The 16,540-nt window shown below is 56.8% G+C and carries 14 protein-coding genes; 5 read left to right on the top strand and 9 right to left on the bottom strand.

The genetic code is table 11. The features are described 5' to 3' along the window. The first annotated feature begins 100 nt into the window (after window positions 1-100). Together HCH49_RS12570 and HCH49_RS12565 are read left to right on the top strand one after the other, a co-directional pair. Complete coding sequence (locus HCH49_RS12570; protein ID WP_023310429.1) at window positions 101-541, top strand: PTS sugar transporter subunit IIA; 441 nt, start codon at window positions 101-103, stop codon at window positions 539-541. A 62-nt stretch (window positions 542-603) separates the two neighbouring features. Further along, entirely contained in the window at window positions 604-1,851 is a 1,248-nt protein-coding gene (locus HCH49_RS12565; protein WP_045355167.1) for a polysaccharide deacetylase family protein, read from the top strand. A 3-nt stretch (window positions 1,852-1,854) separates the two neighbouring features. Here the strand turns inward: HCH49_RS12565 and panD are convergent, their stop codons facing one another. The 9 genes from panD to thpR form a co-directional block, all read right to left on the bottom strand. Next, on the bottom strand, window positions 1,855-2,235 hold the full coding sequence (gene panD / locus HCH49_RS12560; RefSeq protein ID WP_006810068.1) for an aspartate 1-decarboxylase: 381 nt from the start codon (window positions 2,233-2,235) through the stop codon (window positions 1,855-1,857). A 33-nt stretch (window positions 2,236-2,268) separates the two neighbouring features. Next, window positions 2,269-3,120 (bottom strand): pantoate--beta-alanine ligase, encoded by an 852-nt coding sequence (panC, locus tag HCH49_RS12555; RefSeq protein ID WP_023310431.1) that lies wholly within the window; start codon window positions 3,118-3,120, stop codon window positions 2,269-2,271. Window positions 3,121-3,131: 11 nt separating this feature from the next. Then, on the bottom strand, window positions 3,132-3,923 hold the full coding sequence (panB, locus tag HCH49_RS12550; protein WP_023310432.1) for a 3-methyl-2-oxobutanoate hydroxymethyltransferase: 792 nt from the start codon (window positions 3,921-3,923) through the stop codon (window positions 3,132-3,134). Between the two features lie 123 nt (window positions 3,924-4,046). Beyond that, complete coding sequence (gene folK, locus HCH49_RS12545) at window positions 4,047-4,526, bottom strand: 2-amino-4-hydroxy-6-hydroxymethyldihydropteridine diphosphokinase (RefSeq protein ID WP_033144656.1); 480 nt, start codon at window positions 4,524-4,526, stop codon at window positions 4,047-4,049. Then, complete coding sequence (gene pcnB, locus HCH49_RS12540; RefSeq protein WP_221702902.1) at window positions 4,523-5,920, bottom strand: polynucleotide adenylyltransferase PcnB; 1,398 nt, start codon at window positions 5,918-5,920, stop codon at window positions 4,523-4,525. Before pcnB ends, folK begins: the two co-directional genes overlap by 4 nt. Before the next feature lie 42 nt (window positions 5,921-5,962). Continuing rightward, window positions 5,963-6,853: a tRNA glutamyl-Q(34) synthetase GluQRS gene (gene gluQRS / locus HCH49_RS12535; RefSeq protein ID WP_221702756.1), complete on the bottom strand. Its 891-nt coding sequence runs from the start codon at window positions 6,851-6,853 to the stop codon at window positions 5,963-5,965. 59 nt (window positions 6,854-6,912) lie between these two features. After that, window positions 6,913-7,368: an RNA polymerase-binding protein DksA gene (gene dksA / locus HCH49_RS12530; RefSeq protein WP_001155232.1), complete on the bottom strand. Its 456-nt coding sequence runs from the start codon at window positions 7,366-7,368 to the stop codon at window positions 6,913-6,915. Window positions 7,369-7,544: 176 nt separating this feature from the next. Further along, entirely contained in the window at window positions 7,545-8,249 is a 705-nt protein-coding gene (sfsA, locus tag HCH49_RS12525) for a DNA/RNA nuclease SfsA (RefSeq protein ID WP_039260626.1), read from the bottom strand. Further along, on the bottom strand, window positions 8,239-8,793 hold the full coding sequence (gene thpR, locus HCH49_RS12520; protein WP_023310437.1) for an RNA 2',3'-cyclic phosphodiesterase: 555 nt from the start codon (window positions 8,791-8,793) through the stop codon (window positions 8,239-8,241). The genes sfsA and thpR overlap by 11 nt, the downstream gene beginning before the upstream one ends. Window positions 8,794-8,866: 73 nt before the next feature. Here thpR and hrpB point away from each other — a divergent pair, with 73 nt between their 5' ends. From hrpB to fhuA, 3 genes are all read left to right on the top strand, one after another. Then, entirely contained in the window at window positions 8,867-11,296 is a 2,430-nt protein-coding gene (gene hrpB, locus HCH49_RS12515) for an ATP-dependent helicase HrpB (protein ID WP_221702755.1), read from the top strand. Window positions 11,297-11,484: 188 nt separating this feature from the next. Beyond that, complete coding sequence (mrcB, locus tag HCH49_RS12510; RefSeq protein WP_033144661.1) at window positions 11,485-14,010, top strand: bifunctional glycosyl transferase/transpeptidase; 2,526 nt, start codon at window positions 11,485-11,487, stop codon at window positions 14,008-14,010. A gap of 235 nt (window positions 14,011-14,245) precedes the next feature. After that, a complete protein-coding gene (gene fhuA, locus HCH49_RS12505) occupies window positions 14,246-16,495 on the top strand; it encodes a ferrichrome porin FhuA (RefSeq protein ID WP_033144662.1) in 2,250 nt (749 codons plus the stop codon). The last annotated feature ends 45 nt before the right edge of the window (window positions 16,496-16,540 follow it).

Here is a 16,540-nt window from a genome sequence, read left to right as displayed (position 1 = left end):
TTGCCCGGCGACGCTCTGTTTGCCGGGCACTTTCTTTGACAGTTATCACCGTAAGCTAACCTTCACTCCGCTAAACTACTTGCCTGCTAAGGAGGGAGTTATGCTGGGATGGGTTATCACCTGCCACGATGAACAGGCGCAGGAAATGCTGGATAAGCTTGAAGCCAGATTTGGCCCGCTGGTGCAATGCCGGGCGGTAAACTACTGGCGCGGGTTGAGCACCAACATGCTGAGCCGCATGATGTGCGATGCCCTGCATGAAACGGACACCGGGGATGGCGTGATTTTTCTTACCGATAAATCGGGCGCGGCGCCTTATCGCGCAGCCGCGTTGCTGAGCCATAAGCACGCGTGCTGTGAAGTGATCTCGGGTATTAACCTCTCCCTGCTGGCGTTAATGTATCCGCAGCGTGGATCCTTAAGCAGCGCAGAGTTTCGCCAGGCCATCGTGGCGCAGGGCGTTCCGGGCGTCAGCAGCTTGTGGCATCAGCAGCAAAAAAATCCTCCCTTCGTCCTGCTCCACGATTTGTATAAGAATTAAACGTGGGTATTGATGTCTCATTTGTTACAATAGCGGCAGTTTTCCGCACCGATTAAGACACCATGCTACCGCGCATTCTTTTCTTGCTATTGATGCTCATTTCCGGCGTCAGCTCAGCCAGTTTACTCAGTCAGCACACGCTGCCTGCCCAGTACATGCAAACCACCGAAGACGCGGCGATCTGGGCGCAGGTGGGGAACAGCGTGATCAACGTCGGTAACGTGCGCGCCGGGCAGATCCTGGCCGTCGTGCCCGCGGCGGCGGACTACTACGAATTTCGCTTCGGTTTTGGCACGGGGTTTATCGACAAGGGGCACCTGGAGCCGGTTCAGGGGAAACAGCGCGTCGAGGACAGCCTTGGGGATCTCAATAAGCCCCTGAGCAATCAGAACCTCATTACCTGGAAAGACACGCCGGTGTATAACGCGCCGTCGAGCGGCAGCGCGCCGTTCGGCACGTTAAGCGCCAATCTGCGCTATCCCATACTGAATAAACTGAAAGACCGGCTGAATCAGACCTGGTTCCAGATCCGCATCGGCAATCGTCTGGCGTGGATCAGCAGCCTGGACGCGCAGGAAGATAACGGCCTTCCGGTTCTGACCTACCATCATATTTTGCGTGATGAAGAAAACACGCGCTTTCGACATACGTCCACAACGACCAGCGTACGTGCGTTCAACAACCAGATGGCCTGGCTACGCGATCAGGGCTATACCACCCTGACGATGTACCAGCTTGAAGGGTACGTGCGTAACAAAATGAACCTGCCTGCAAAATCGGTGGTGATTACCTTTGACGACGGCCTGAAATCCGTCAGCCGCTATGCCTATCCTGTGCTGAAAGAGTACGGCTTCAAGGCTACCGCGTTTATTATCTCTTCCCGCATAAAAGGCCATCCGCAGAAGTGGGATCCAAAATCGCTGCAGTTTATGAGCGTGCAGGAGATTAAGGGGATTCAGGATGTGTTCGATATTCAGTCCCACACCCACTTCCTGCACCGCGTGGATGGGTATAAGCACCCGATTTTACTGAGCCGCAGCTATCACGTGATTTTGTTTGATTTTGAACGCTCGCGTCGCGCGCTGGCGCAGTTTAATCCACGCGTGCTCTATCTTTCCTATCCGTTTGGCGGCTACGACAATAAAGCGATAAAGGCGGCGAATGATGCCGGTTTCCATCTGGCGGTGACGACGGTGAAAGGGAAGGTGAAGCCGGGGGATAATCCGTTCTTACTGAAACGCCTGTACATCTTAAGAACGGATTCGCTGGAGACCATGTCGCGGCTGATCAGCAATCAGCCGCAGGGATAGTGCTTATGCAACCTGAACCGGAATCGCCTTCGCGGTACGTTTCATGTCGTTGTCGCCTTCAAAGTAGGCAACTTTCGGCTGCCAGCGGCGCGCTTCTTCATCAGACATCATCACGAAGCTGGCGATAATCACAATATCGCCCACGTCCGCGCAGTGCGCTGCCGCGCCGTTAACGGAGATGATTTTAGACCCGCGCTCGGCGGCGATGGCGTAGGTTGAGAAACGTTTGCCGTTGTTAACGTTCCAGATATCAATCGCTTCGTTTTCAAGGATGCCCGCAGCATCAAGGAAATCCTGGTCGATGGCGCAGGAGCCTTCATAGTGCAGGTCGGCCTGGGTGACTTTCACACGGTGAAGCTTACCTTGCAGCATTTTGCGAATCATTACGTTTACCTTTCATCTTCCGGGTAGAGAAACCTACGCCAGTTCAACCACTTTGTTGTCGATTAGGCGGGCCTGACCAAGCCATGCCGCCACCAGAATGACCGCACGTTTGCTGGTCTGTGTAAGCTCCAGAAGCGTATCGGCATCGCGAATTTGAATATCATCAGCGCGGAAGCCTTTATCGTTCAGCGCCTGTTCAGCCAGAGCAATAATCTCTTCGGCCGTTAACTCTTTCGCCAGCAGCTGTTCTGCCATGGTGTTCATGACCTTGCTTAAGCCCGGCGCGATTTTACGCTGGTCCGCGGTCAGGTAGCCATTTCGCGAGCTGAGCGCCAGACCGTCTTTCGCGCGTACAATCGGTACGCCGACAATCTCGATATCGTAGCCCATATCTGCAACCATCTTGCGGATCAGCGCCAGCTGCTGGAAATCCTTCTCACCGAAGCAGGCAACGTCCGGCTGCACCAGGTTGAACAGCTTGCTGACGATGGTCGATACGCCGCGGAAATGACCCGGGCGGCTTGCGCCTTCCAGCATGGTGGAAATGCCCGGTACGTCAACGTAAGTGGCCTCATCGGTACCCTGAGGATAGACATCCGCCGGTGCCGGAGAGAAGACAATATCCGCATGGCGTTTTTTGAGCTTCTCGCAATCTTCCTGCAGGGTGCGCGGATAGCGTGCCAGATCGTCGGCGCGGTCAAACTGCATTGGGTTAACGAAGATACTGACCACCACGATATCTGCACGGGCTCTTGCTTCGTCAACCAGCTTCATATGGCCGTCATGCAGGTTGCCCATGGTCGGGACCAGTGCGATACGTTTACCTTCCTGACGCGCACGACGGATATGCTGGCGCAGCAGCGGCAGGGTTTCAATGATTAGCACAACGAGACTCCTTAATGGAAACTGTGTTCTTCACCCGGGTAAACACCGGATTCAACGTCGGCAATATACTGCCTGACCGCAGCGCGCATGTCGCCCGCTTCGGTGAGGAAATTTTTGGCAAACTTCGGAATATGCCCGCCGGTGATGCCAAAGGCGTCGTGCATCACCAGGATCTGACCGTCGGTCACGTTGCCTGCGCCAATACCAATCACCGGAATCGACAGGGCTTCAGTAATACGCTTCGCCAGCTCAACCGGCACGCACTCCAGCACCAGCAGCTGTGCACCTGCGGCTTCCAGCGCCAGAGCATCATCCAGCAGCGTCTGGGCTGCATCGCCGCGGCCCTGCACTTTATATCCACCAAAGATGTTGACGGACTGCGGCGTCAGGCCCAAATGGCCGCACACCGGCACGGCGCGCTCGGTGAGCATCTTCACCGTATCCACCAGCCAGGCGCCGCCTTCAATTTTGACCATGTTAGCGCCAGCACGCATGACCGCTGCCGCGTTTTCGAATGCCTGCTCCGGCGTGGCATAGGCCATAAACGGCAGATCGGAAAGCAGCAGGCAGGCTGGAGCCCCGCGGCGCACCGCACGCGTATGGTAAGCGATATCCTCAACCGTGACCGGCAGGGTGGAATCATGTCCTTGTACCGTCATCCCTAACGAATCTCCGACCAGCATGACGTTGATACCCTCTTCGGCAAAGAGTTTGGCGAAGCTGTAGTCATACGCGGTGATGGTGGCGAAGCGTTTTTTTTCCTGTTTGCATTTCTGCAGTAAGGAGATGGTGGTTGGTTTCATACTGTTTCCTGATAGCCCAAAAGCGAATCTTTGCGCATTCTAACAGTAACATTCGGGGGAACAATGATTTTAGGTAACCGATTAGCCATAATTATTTTGAGGTTAATCGGCAGAGGAACCGGATCACCAGCGGGCGGGTCTTTCCGCGTTGAGGTTGTCCAGAATGGTCCGGAGTGGGATGCCATCCGGGAAGATGAGATCGGGGGCGACTTCAAACAGCGGCCAGAGCATAAACCCGCGGTTTTTCATGTCGTAATGCGGAACGGTGAGACGTTCAGTGTTAATGGTTTCGTGACCAAACAGCATAATGTCGAGGTCCAGCGTGCGCGGTCCCCAGCGCTCGGCTTTGCGTACGCGGCCCTGCTGCAGTTCGATGCGCTGGGTGTTATCCAGCAGCGTTTCGGCATCAAGGGCAGTTTCCAGCACCACGGCGGCATTGAGATAATCAGGCTGATCCTGCGGACCCAGCGGCGGCGTGCGGTAGAAAGAGGAGACCGCCACGATCTTGCTTTGCGGGATCTCCCCCAGCGCCTGTACGGCAGCGTTCACCTGCTCCAGCGGAGAGGCTAAATTGCTGCCGATGGCGATATACGCGAGGGTCATGCTGTCCCTTCACGACGCGGCGCGCGTTTGCGCGGACGACGATGGCGGCGACGCGGTTCCGGCTCTTCATCCAGCCCGGTGAGCATGTCTTTTTGCTCCGGCGGTGCGGAAACCTGGAATTCGGCCCACCACTGCGTCAGGCGCTGCAGCTCCTGATTGCGTTCAATTTCAGCACGCAGCGACAGCAGATCGAAGGCGGCGCGGAATTTTGGATGCTCCATCAGCTTCCAGGCGCGTTTGCCCTGACGACGGGACATGCGCAGCTGAAGCTGCCAGATATCGCGCACCAGCGTGGTAATACGTTTTGGAATAGCGAGCGTACGGCACCCTTCGTCCAGCACGTCGTTTGCGGCCAGCGCGAAGGCGTCATAGTAGGCAAGCCCGCTCTCCTGGGTAATTCGCTGGGCCGTTTCGAGCAGCGGATACCAGAACATCGCCGCAAACAGGAACGCCGGATTGACGCGCATGTCGTTGCGAATACGGGTATCGGTATTTTTCAGTACCTGCGCAATCATCCGCTCCATTGGGCTGTCACCGCTTTCGGTGAAGTAGCGGGTAATGGTCGGGAAGAGGGGCTGGAACAGGTTGTATTCGCGCAGCAGGTTGTAGGTTTCAAAGCCGTGGCCAGCCTGCAGCAGCTTCAGCGCCTCTTCAAACAGGCGGGCAGGCGGCACGTCGTTAATCAACGTCGCCAGACGCGGAATAGGCTCAGCCGTTTCCGGGCTGATGCGCATATTGAGCTTGGCGGCGAAACGCACGGCGCGCAGCATGCGCACGGGATCTTCACGATAGCGCGTTTCCGGCGTGCCGATCAGACGGATCAGACCTTCTTTCAGGTCCTGCATGCCGCCGACGTAATCGCGCACGGTGAAATCCGCCACGCTGTAATAAAGGCTGTTAATGGTGAAGTCGCGACGCTGGGCATCTTCTTCGATAGAGCCGAAGATATTGTCGCGCAGCAGCATGCCGTTCTGGCCACGCTGTGACGTGGTGCGATCGGATGCGCCGGCTTCGTGGTGGCCGCGGAAGGTCGCCACTTCGATAATTTCCGGCCCAAACATCACGTGAGCCAGACGGAAACGGCGGCCAACGAGACGGCAGTTGCGGAATAATTTGCGCACCTGCTCAGGCGTGGCGCTGGTCGTCACGTCGAAATCTTTTGGTTTTTTGCCCAGCAGTAAATCACGCACTCCACCGCCCACGAGATAGGCCTCGTAGCCCGCTTTATTCAGACGATAGAGCACCTTGAGGGCATTTTCACTGATATCTTTGCGGGAAATAGTGTGCTGCTCACGCGGAATAACCGACATGTGTGTCTGTGCAATAGCATCGTTCGCCATGCTCTCTTCGCGGCTTAGCACTTTACGGCAAAAATTAGCGACTCGGGTAAAAATGGTACACCTCGTAGTGTGTTTTGTTATGAAAAAAGCGGCTAATCATAGCTCAGCGCAACGCATTTGAGAATGCTGGATTTTTGGCACTGCCGCGAGCGTCCAGTTGGCAACGGCCATTTTCAGCAGTTCGTCAATACGCAGATCCTGCCATTCGTTGGTTACATTCTGGTTGAGAAATCGCAGCGCGTCGATCAAAACAGGACGCGGATCGCCGTCTGGCAGGGCCGGGGCGTGGTTCTGTTTTGACAATTTAAAGCCCTGCGCATTGACCGCCAGCGGCAGATGAATATAGTCCGGGGCCGTCCAGCCAAACTGGTGATACAGCGATATTTGTCGCACGGTCGGTTCGACCAGATCCGCCCCGCGCACAATTTCCGTCACGCCCTGGAAACGATCGTCGACGACCACCGCCAGGTTATAGGCAAACAGGCCGTCACGGCGGTGAATAATAAAATCCTCACGCGCCAGACGCTCATCGGCATGAACCTCACCGGAGAGGAGATCGTTAAAGTGCGTCACCGGGGAGCGCTGCTTTATACGTACGGCGGCATTTTCCGGGGGAAGATTAAGCGTGCGGCAGTGGCCGTCATAGACGCCACCCACGCTCTGGATACGCGCGCGGGTGCAGGTGCAGTTATAGGAAAGCCCCCGTTCGCGAAGCCAGGCCAGACGTTCCCGATAGGCATCGTGACGTTTTGACTGCCAGAGCACCTCGTCATCCCAGTGAAGACCGTAATGTTCCAGCTGACGCAGAATCGTCTCTGCAGCACCGGGAACTTCACGCGGAGGATCAATATCTTCAATGCGTACGAGCCATTTTCCCAGGCGGGCGCGAGCCTGCAGGTAGCTGCCGAGCGCGGCAATTAATGAGCCGAAGTGTAATTCACCGGAAGGAGATGGCGCGAAGCGCCCAATATAGTGTGATTCAGACATATCAACAGTAACAAGGCGGGAGAGACTCCCGCCTTTGGAGTGTGTAAACAGCGCTGGTATTAACCGGCCATCTGTTTTTCGCGGATTTCGGCCAGCGTTTTACAGTCGATGCACAGATCGGCGGTTGGACGCGCTTCCAGGCGACGAATACCGATTTCAACACCGCAGGATTCGCAGTAGCCAAAATCTTCGTCTTCGACTTTTTTCAGCGTTTTCTCGATCTTTTTGATCAGTTTGCGTTCGCGGTCACGGTTACGCAGTTCGAGGCTGAACTCTTCTTCCTGAGCGGCACGGTCTACCGGATCCGGGAAGTTGGCAGCTTCATCCTGCATATGAGTAACGGTGCGATCGACTTCATCCCTGAGTTGATTACGCCATGCTTCAAGAATACGCTTGAAGTGCGACAGCTGGGCTTCGTTCATATACTCTTCGCCCGGCTTCTCTTGATACGGCTCCACCCCAGCGATGGCGAGAATACTCAGGGACGATGTTTTACGGTTTTGCCCTTCTTGCATGTTGCTTCTCCTTAACACGCACTATCGATCCCCGTGTTGGGGGAAAAATCAGGTCGCTATAAATAGCAGATGCTTTTCCGTATGGCAATTATCTAAACGTAACACTTGACAAGCCTGTGAGGAAAAGCGTATTTGCGCACGCGGCCAGAACACTTATTCGACAATCGTCTAATCCCTTACAAGACAATGGGAAGAGAGGATCTCAGAGTCATATTATCGGCAGAAAGTTCCGCTTTATAAGCGAAAACCTCTACCCCCTGCTTTTGTGCCTCATTCAACAATTGCGCGTATTTAGGATCAATATGGCGGGCAGGGGAGAAACGTTCAATGGCTGAATGCAACACCGCAAACAGCAATACGGCGCGTTTGCCCGCCGCCGCAACACTCATTAGCTCTCGCAGATGCTTCTGGCCACGCAGCGTTACCGCATCCGGGAAGTAGCCATTTTCCTGTTCCGCTAACGTCACTGATTTTACTTCAATATAGCACTCGGGCCTGTCTTCCGCCTGTAACATGAAGTCAATTCTGCTGCCTTCATCGCCATATTTCACTTCACTTTTATGCGTGCCATATCCCACCAGTTCGGGAATGGCGCCAAGGGTCAGCGCTTCCTTAACCAGCTGATTTGCGCGCTGGGTATTAACGCAAATAAATGCCCCGTTTTGGGTTTCGGTCACTTCCCAGGTATGGGCATATTTGCGTTTACTATTTTCTGATGTGGAATACCAGACCCTGTCACCTGGCGTCGCACACCCCGTCATGGCGCCGGTATTGGGGCAGTGCAGGGTGAGCTGAACCCCTTCGGGGGTGATCACGTCGGCGAGGAAGCGTTTGTAGCGTTGGATAAGCGTAGCGTGCTGCAGGGGAGGACTAAACTTCATCAGAATTCCTTTCGGTGTTGCCCAGCGTCCAGCGCTGTAGCGGCGTATAGCGGGTGCGTCCCTGTGCAAAGACGGATTCGTAAAGCGCGAATGCGTTGACCGGAAAGGCCCAGTGAAAACCCGGCGGCGGGATGGCAACGGCCTGACCGGCATCGCGCAGCAGCGTGATATGTGGATGAAACGGCTGTGGGCTCTGATAACAGCCGCTGCGCGCCGCCTGGGCGCGCAGCATATTCGCTAGCTGTAACAATCCGCGCGGCGGCTGGCGCGTTCCCAGCCAGACCACGCGCGAACGCGGCCACTGACCCGCGTCGTCGAGATGCAGCGTAAATTCCGGCTGGGCAATACGCCCGGCCATTGCGGCTAACGCCCGCTGTTTTTCGGCACTGACGTCGCCCAAAAAGGCCAGCGTCAGGTGCAGGTTGGCCGCCGCGACAGGGCGGCCCGCTTCCGGCGGAAAGCAATCGGCGCGCCAGCGAACAATTTGACGCTGTATGGTGGTGGGCAATTCAATGGCAAAAAACAGCCGTTTCGACTCAGGCATACGGAGGACTCGGTAATGATATGCGCCGATGCTACAATGTACGCCGACTAATGTTAACCCTCTGGAGCTGTTAGTGTCCTCATTGCCGGTCGCCGTCATTCTTCCTGAGCTTCTCGCTGCCTTACACCATGCCCCGCAGGTTTTGCTGAATGCCCCTACGGGCGCGGGCAAGTCCACCTGGCTGCCGCTGCAGATTCTGAAAGACGGAAACATCAGCGGGAAAATTATCCTGCTGGAGCCGCGCAGGCTGGCCGCGCGCAACGTGGCGCAGCGTCTGGCGGAACTGCTGAATGAAAAACCGGGCGAAACGGTAGGTTACAGGATGCGTGCCGAGGCCTGCGTTGGTCCGAACACGCGTCTTGAAGTAGTCACCGAGGGTATTCTCACCCGCATGCTGCAAAACGATCCGGAGCTGAACGGCGTTGGGCTGGTGATCCTCGATGAATTCCACGAGCGCAGCCTGCAGGCGGATCTGGCCCTCGCGCTGTTGCTGGACGTGCAGCAGGGGCTGCGCGACGATCTCCGGCTGCTTATTATGTCGGCCACGCTGGATAACGAGCGGCTACGACAGGCATTACCCGATGCGCCGGTCATCAGCTCGGAAGGGCGGGCGTTTCCGGTTGAACGCCGCTATCAGCCGCTTCCCTCCCACCAGCGTTTTGACGAGGCCGTCGCCATTGCCACCGCTGAGCTGCTGCGCCAGGAAGCCGGTTCCCTGCTGCTGTTTTTGCCGGGCGTGGGCGAAATCCAGCGCGTGCAGGAGCAGCTTTCTACCCGCGTAGGCGGCGACGTGCTGCTTTGCCCGCTCTACGGCGCGTTGTCGCTGCAGGATCAGCGTAAAGCGATTGTTCCCGCACAGGCGGGGCAGCGCAAGGTGGTGCTGGCAACCAACATTGCTGAAACCAGTTTGACTATTGAAGGGATTCGCCTGGTGGTGGATAGCGCGCAGGAGAGAGTGGCAAGCTTTGACCCGCGTACCGGGCTGACTAAACTCCTGACGCAGCGCATCAGCCAGGCGTCGATGGTGCAGCGCGCGGGCCGCGCGGGGCGTCTTGAGCCGGGCATCTGCCTGCATTTGACCAGCGCGGAGCAGGCTGAACGCGCCGCACAGCAAAGCACGCCGGAAATTTTACAAAGCGATTTGTCTGGTCTGGTGATGGATCTGCTGCAGTGGGGCTGCCCGAACCCTGAGCAGCTCACCTGGCTTAATCCTCCTCCTGTCGTAAACCTCACCGCTGCGCGCACGTTGCTGACACAGCTTGGCGCGCTGGAAGGCGAGCGTCTGACGGCGCGCGGCCAGAAAATGGCGGCGCTGGGCAACGATCCGCGTCTGGCCGCGATGCTGGTGGCCGCGCAAGGGGATGATGAAATTGCCACGGCGGCAAAACTGGCGGCTATTCTTGAGGAGCCGCCTCGCGGTGGCAGCAGCGATCTGGGGCAGGCGTTTTCGCGCAGCCAGGGGAACTGGCAGCAGCGGGCGCAGCAGCTGAGTAAACGCCTGAATAGCCGGGGAGGTGCGCCTGACAGCGATAAGATTGCCTTCCTGCTGGCCCAGGCTTTCCCGGACAGGATTGCGCGTCGGCGCGGGCTGGATGGTCGCTACCAGCTGGCAAACGGTATGGGGGCGATGCTGGACAGCGATGACGCGCTGACGCGTCACGAATGGCTGATCGCCCCGCTGTTGCTGCAGGGCAGCCATTCTCCGGATGCGCGTATCCTGCTGGCGATTGCCGTAGAGATTGACGCCCTGACGCGTGCCTGTCCGCAGCTGCTTCAGCAATCTGATACCGTGGAATGGGATGACGCCCAGGGCACGCTGAAGGCCTTTCGTCGCAGCCAGATTGGCAAGTTGACGCTTGGGACGAAGCCGCTGGCGAAGCCGTCGGAAGACGAGCTTCATCAGGCGATGCTGAACGGAATTCGGGAAAAAGGGCTGAGCGCCCTGAACTGGACGCCGGAAGCGGAGCAGTACCGCATTCGTCTGCACTGCGCCGCGAAGTGGCTACCGGAATACGGTTGGCCTGCGGTGGATGACGAGACGCTGCTCGCTACGCTTGAGCGCTGGCTACTGCCGCAAATGAGCGGCGTACACTCTCTGCGAGCCCTTAAGGCGCTTGATGTTAAGACCGCGTTACAGAATTTACTGGACTGGTCATTACGTCAACGTCTGGATAGTGAACTGCCAGGGCATTACACTGTGCCGACCGGAAGCCGGATTGCCGTCCGTTATCATGAGGATAATCCGCCGGCGCTGGCGGTTCGGATGCAGGAGATGTTTGGTGAAGCCACCACGCCGTCCATTGCGGAAGGGCGTGTGCCGTTAGTGCTTGAGCTGCTGTCGCCTGCGCATCGTCCATTACAAATCACCCGAGATTTGGGAGCGTTCTGGGCGGGAAGCTACCGTGAAGTGCAGAAAGAGATGAAGGGGCGATATCCCAAACATGTCTGGCCGGACGATCCGGCGAATACGGCGCCGACGCGGCGAACGAAGAAATATTCGTAGGTTAGGTGAAAGAGGGAGTGCGGCCTGATGCCCTCACCCCGGCCCTCTCCCACGGGGAGAGGGAGAAAACACTAAAGACTTTCCTGACAGGAAAGTCTTGCTGTTTATTTTGAGAGATTTCTTCTTTCACAGGCCTGTGAAAGAAAAGAAAATCTGGCCTTTGCGCCTGAAAGTTGCGGAGAAAAAGCATGGCGGGGAATGACCGCGAGCCAATAGGACGTAAGGGAAAACCAACGCGTCCGGCGAAAGAAAAGGTAAGCCGTCGTCGCCTCAGAGATGAGGACTATGACGATGACTATGAAGACGATTATGAGGATGAAGAACCGATGCCGCGTAATGGAAAAGGCAAAGGGCGTAAGCCTCGGGGCAAGCGCGGCTGGTTCTGGCTGCTGCTGAAGCTGTTTATTGTTTTTGTTGTCCTGATGGCGATTTACGGCGTGTATCTGGATCAGAAGATCCGTAGCCGTATCGACGGTAAAGTCTGGCAGCTCCCTGCGGCAGTGTATGGCCGTATGGTGAACCTTGAGCCAGATATGTCCATCACCAAGAACGAGATGGTTAAACTGCTGGAAGCCACCCAGTATCGTCAGGTATCAAAAATGACGCGGCCTGGCGAATTTACCGTGCAGTCCAACAGCATTGAGATGATTCGTCGTCCGTTTGATTTCCCGGACAGCAAAGAGGGGCAGGTGCGTGCGCGTCTGACCTTTGACGGCGATCGTCTGGACACCATCGAGAACATGGATAACAACCGTCAGTTCGGTTTCTTCCGTCTCGATCCGCGTCTGATCACCATGCTTTCGTCAGCAAACGGCGAGCAGCGCCTGTTCGTGGCGCGTAACGGCTTCCCGGATCTGCTGGTAGATACCCTGCTGGCAACCGAAGATCGTCACTTCTACGAGCACGATGGCATCAGCCTCTACTCGATTGGCCGTGCGGTACTGGCTAACCTGACTGCCGGTCGCACCGTGCAGGGAGCGAGTACGCTGACCCAGCAGCTGGTGAAAAACCTGTTCCTCTCCAGCGAACGCTCTTACTGGCGTAAAGCGAACGAAGCCTACATGGCCGTGCTGATGGATGCGCGCTACAGCAAGGATCGTATCCTTGAGCTGTACATGAACGAGGTGTACCTCGGTCAGAGCGGCGATAACGAAATCCGCGGCTTCCCGCTGGCGAGTCTGTACTACTTTGGCCGCCCGGTGGAAGAGCTGAGCCTGGACCAGCAGGCGCTGCTGGTGGGCATGGTGAAAGGGGCGTCCATTTATAACCCGTGGCGTAACCCGAAACTGGCGCTGGAGCGTCGTAACCTCGTTCTGCGTCTGCTGCAACAGCAGCAGGTGATTGACCAGGAGCTGTACGACATGCTGAGCGCGCGTCCGCTCGGCGTTCAGCCGCGCGGCGGCGTGATTTCGCCTCAGCCTGCGTTTATGCAGCTGGTGCGTCAGGAGCTGCAAAGCAAGCTCGGTGATAAGGTCAAAGATCTCTCCGGCGTGAAGATCTTCACTACCTTTGACTCCGTGGCGCAGGATGCGGCCGAAAAAGCGGCTGTGGAAGGCATTCCGGCACTGAAGAAACAGCGTAAGCTCTCCGATCTGGAAACCGCGATGGTGGTGGTTGACCGTAACACTGGCGAAGTGCGCGCGATGGTGGGCGGTGCCGAGCCGCAGTTTGCGGGCTACAACCGCGCCATGCAGGCGCGTCGCTCAATCGGCTCTCTGGCAAAACCGGCAACCTACCTCACAGCCCTGAGCCAGCCAAATCAGTATCGCCTGAATACCTGGATTGCGGATGCGCCGATCTCCCTGCGCCAGCCTAACGGCCAGGTCTGGTCACCGCAGAACGATGATAAACAGTTCAGCGGCCAGGTCATGCTGGTGGATGCGTTGACCCGTTCCATGAACGTGCCAACGGTGAACCTGGGCATGTCGCTGGGACTGCCGGCGATTGTCGATACCTGGCAAAAACTGGGCGTGGCGAAAGATCAGCTGCATCCGGTGCCGGCGATGATCCTCGGTGCGCTTAACCTGACGCCGATCGAAGTGGCGCAGGCGTTCCAGACCATTGCCAGCGGGGGCAACCGCGCGCCGCTGTCTGCCCTGCGCTCAGTGATTGCCGAAGATGGTTCCGTGCTTTATCAGAGCTTCCCGCAGGCGGAGCGTGCCGTTCCTGCTCAGGCCGCCTATATGACGCTGTGGACGATGCAGCAGGTCGTGCAGCGCGGTACCGGCCGTCAGCTGGGCGCGAAGTATCCGGGTCTGCATCTGGCGGGTAAAACCGGGACCACCAACAACAACGTCGATACCTGGTTCGCCGGTATTGATGGCCGTGAAGTGGTGATCACCTGGGTAGGCCGCGACAACAACCAGCCGACCAAGCTGTACGGCGCGAGCGGGGCGATGTCGATTTACCAGCGCTATCTGGCGAATCAGTCTCCTGTGCCGCTGAATCTGGTTGCGCCGGAAGATATCGTCGATATGGGCGTTGACAGCTCCGGTAACTTCGTCTGCGGCGGCGGGATGCGTACGCTGCCTGTCTGGACCGCAAACCCGGACTCGCTGTGCCAGCAAAGCCAGCCAGAACAGCCAACGGGTAACCCGTTCGACCAGTCTTCTCAGCCACAGCAGCCGCAGCAGCAACAGCCGCAGCAGCAGAATGAGAAGAAAGACAGCGACGGTGTCGCGGGCTGGATTAAAGACATGTTCGGCGGTAACTAAGCTTTTAAAGCCCTCTTCCCTGGAAGGGGGCTTTTTTTACCCGTAAACCTCATTTCGTTAACCCTCGCTTTAACTCTGATTAACCCTTCGTTTTCTCTTGATGATTTCTTAAACCCTTAATTCTCATAGGGCCGCTTACTGCTTGCTATGCAACCAGCGTTTCGCATATTATTCTGGCGCTCATAATAATAATTCTCGTTTACGTTATCATTCACTTTCACATCAGAGATTCAACATGGCGCTTTCCAATACTGCTCAGCCAATGAACACGTCGCTGCGTAAGCTCGCGGTCGTCGTCGCCACAGCGGTTGCCGGCATGTCTGCTTATGCTCACGCGGCCGAAACCCCGAAAAAAGAAGAAACCATTACGGTTACCGCAGCACCTGCGGCACAGGAAAGTGCCTGGGGGCCTGCTGCGACCATCGCCGCACGGCAATCCGCGACCGGAACCAAAACGGATACCCCTATTCAAAAGGTTCCACAGTCTATTTCTGTGGTCACGGCCGAAGAGATGGCGCTGCATCAGCCGCGCTCGGTGAAAGAAGCCCTGAGCTACACGCCGGGCGTTGCGGTAGGCACGCGCGGCGCGTCTAACACCTATGACTATTTGATCATCCGCGGCTTCGCGGCCGATGGCCAGACGCAGAATAACTACCTCGACGGCATGAAAATGCAGGGGAACTTCTATAACGACGCGGTAATTGATCCTTACATGCTGGAGCGCGCCGAAATCATGCGCGGTCCGGTTTCCGTTCTGTACGGCAAAAGCAGCCCGGGCGGTTTGCTGAACATGGTCAGTAAGCGCCCAACAACCGAGCCGCTGAAAGAGATCCAGTTCAAAGTCGGCACGGATAGCCTGTTCCAGACCGGGTTCGACTTTAGCGATGCGATCGACGACGACGGCGTTTACTCTTATCGCTTAACGGGCGTTGCGCGTTCTAATAACGCTCAGCAGGAGCGTGCGGAAGAGCAGCGTTACGCCATCGCGCCATCGTTCTCCTGGCGTCCGGATGATAAAACCACCTTCACGTTCCTCTCCTACTTCCAGAACGAGCCTGAAACGGGCTACTACGGCTGGTTGCCAAAAGAGGGAACGGTTGAGCCGCTGCCGAACGGCGATCGTCTGCCGACGAACTTCAACGAAGGCGCGAAGAACAATACCTATTCCCGTAACCAGAAAATGGTGGGATACAGCTTCGACCACGAGTTCAACGATACCTTTACCGTGCGTCAGAACCTGCGCTTTGCCGAGAACAAAACCTCGCAAAACAGCGTATATGGTTATGGCGTCTGTACCGATCCGGCAAACAGCGGCAACAAACAGTGTGCCGCGTTAGCGCCATCGGACAAAGGCCATTATCTGGCGCGTAAATACGTTGTCGATAACGAAAAGCTGCAGAACTTTACCGTTGATACCCAGCTGCAGAGCAAATTCTCAACCGGCGAGGTGGACCACGTCCTGCTGACCGGCGTTGACTTTATGCGCATGCGGAATGACATCAACTCCTGGTTCGGTTACGACGACTCTGTTCCGCTGCTGGATCTCTACAACCCGGTGAACAGCGATTTTGATTTCGGCTCAAAAGATCCCGCGACCTCCGGCCCATATCAGATCCTCAACCGTCAGAAACAGACGGGGCTGTACGTTCAGGATCAGGCGCAGTGGGATAAAGTGCTGGTAACCCTGGGCGGCCGTTATGACTGGGCCGATCAGGAATCCTACAACCGCGTGACGAACACCACCTCCAAACGTGATGATACCCAGTTCACCTGGCGCGGTGGCGTTAACTATCTGTTTGATAACGGCGTAACTCCGTACTTTAGCTACAGCGAATCGTTTGAACCGGCTTCGCAGACCGATGCCCAGGGCAAGCTGTTCTCGCCGTCTAAAGGCAAACAGTACGAAGCGGGCGTGAAATACGTGCCGAACGATCGTCCGATCGTCGTCACCGGTGCGTTGTACCAGCTGACCAAAACCAACAACCTGATGGCGGACCCGGCGGGCTCCTTCTTCTCGGTTCAGGGCGGTGAAATCCGCGCGCGTGGCGTAGAACTGGAAGCGAAAGCGGCCCTGTCTGCAAGCGTCAACCTGGTGGGTTCTTATACCTATACCGATGCGGAATACACCACGGACACCACCTACAAAGGCAACACGCCTGCTCAGGTGCCAAAACACATGGCATCGTTGTGGGGCGATTACACCCTGTTTGACGGTGCGCTGTCTGGTCTGACGCTGGGTACCGGCGTGCGTTACACGGGCTCAAGCTATGGCGATCCGGCGAACTCCTTCAAGGTGGGCAGCTATACCGTTGTCGATGCGCTGGTCAGATACGATCTGGCACGCGTTGGCATGGCGGGCTCAAACGTGGCGCTGCACGTGAACAACCTGTTCGATCGTGAGTACGTTGCCAGCTGCTTCAATACCTACGGCTGCTTCTGGGGTGCTGAACGTCAGGTTGTTGCCACCGCGACCTTCCGCTTCTAATCTCTCTTCGGGCACGGTTCGCCGTGCCCTTTTTATTTAAGTTGG

The sequence above is a fragment of the Enterobacter sp. Y17 genome (genome assembly GCF_019730495.1).
Taxonomy (GTDB): domain Bacteria; phylum Pseudomonadota; class Gammaproteobacteria; order Enterobacterales; family Enterobacteriaceae; genus Enterobacter; species Enterobacter asburiae_B.
Note: the sequence above shows the minus strand (reverse complement) of the source record. Positions and strands in the feature narration are given on the sequence as shown.

Coding starts and splice junctions, on each gene's coding strand:
- HCH49_RS12570 (WP_023310429.1), top strand. CDS start 101: ATGCTGGGATGGGTTATCACCTGCCACGATGAACAGGCGCAGGAAATG.
- folK (WP_033144656.1), bottom strand. CDS start 4,526: ATGACCCTCGCGTATATCGCCATCGGCAGCAATTTAGCCTCTCCGCTG.
- mrcB (WP_033144661.1), top strand. CDS start 11,485: ATGGCGGGGAATGACCGCGAGCCAATAGGACGTAAGGGAAAACCAACG.
- sfsA (WP_039260626.1), bottom strand. CDS start 8,249: ATGAAGTTTAGTCCTCCCCTGCAGCACGCTACGCTTATCCAACGCTAC.
- panD (WP_006810068.1), bottom strand. CDS start 2,235: ATGATTCGCAAAATGCTGCAAGGTAAGCTTCACCGTGTGAAAGTCACC.
- HCH49_RS12565 (WP_045355167.1), top strand. CDS start 604: ATGCTACCGCGCATTCTTTTCTTGCTATTGATGCTCATTTCCGGCGTC.
- panB (WP_023310432.1), bottom strand. CDS start 3,923: ATGAAACCAACCACCATCTCCTTACTGCAGAAATGCAAACAGGAAAAA.
- fhuA (WP_033144662.1), top strand. CDS start 14,246: ATGGCGCTTTCCAATACTGCTCAGCCAATGAACACGTCGCTGCGTAAG.
- thpR (WP_023310437.1), bottom strand. CDS start 8,793: ATGCCTGAGTCGAAACGGCTGTTTTTTGCCATTGAATTGCCCACCACC.
- gluQRS (WP_221702756.1), bottom strand. CDS start 6,853: ATGTCTGAATCACACTATATTGGGCGCTTCGCGCCATCTCCTTCCGGT.
- dksA (WP_001155232.1), bottom strand. CDS start 7,368: ATGCAAGAAGGGCAAAACCGTAAAACATCGTCCCTGAGTATTCTCGCC.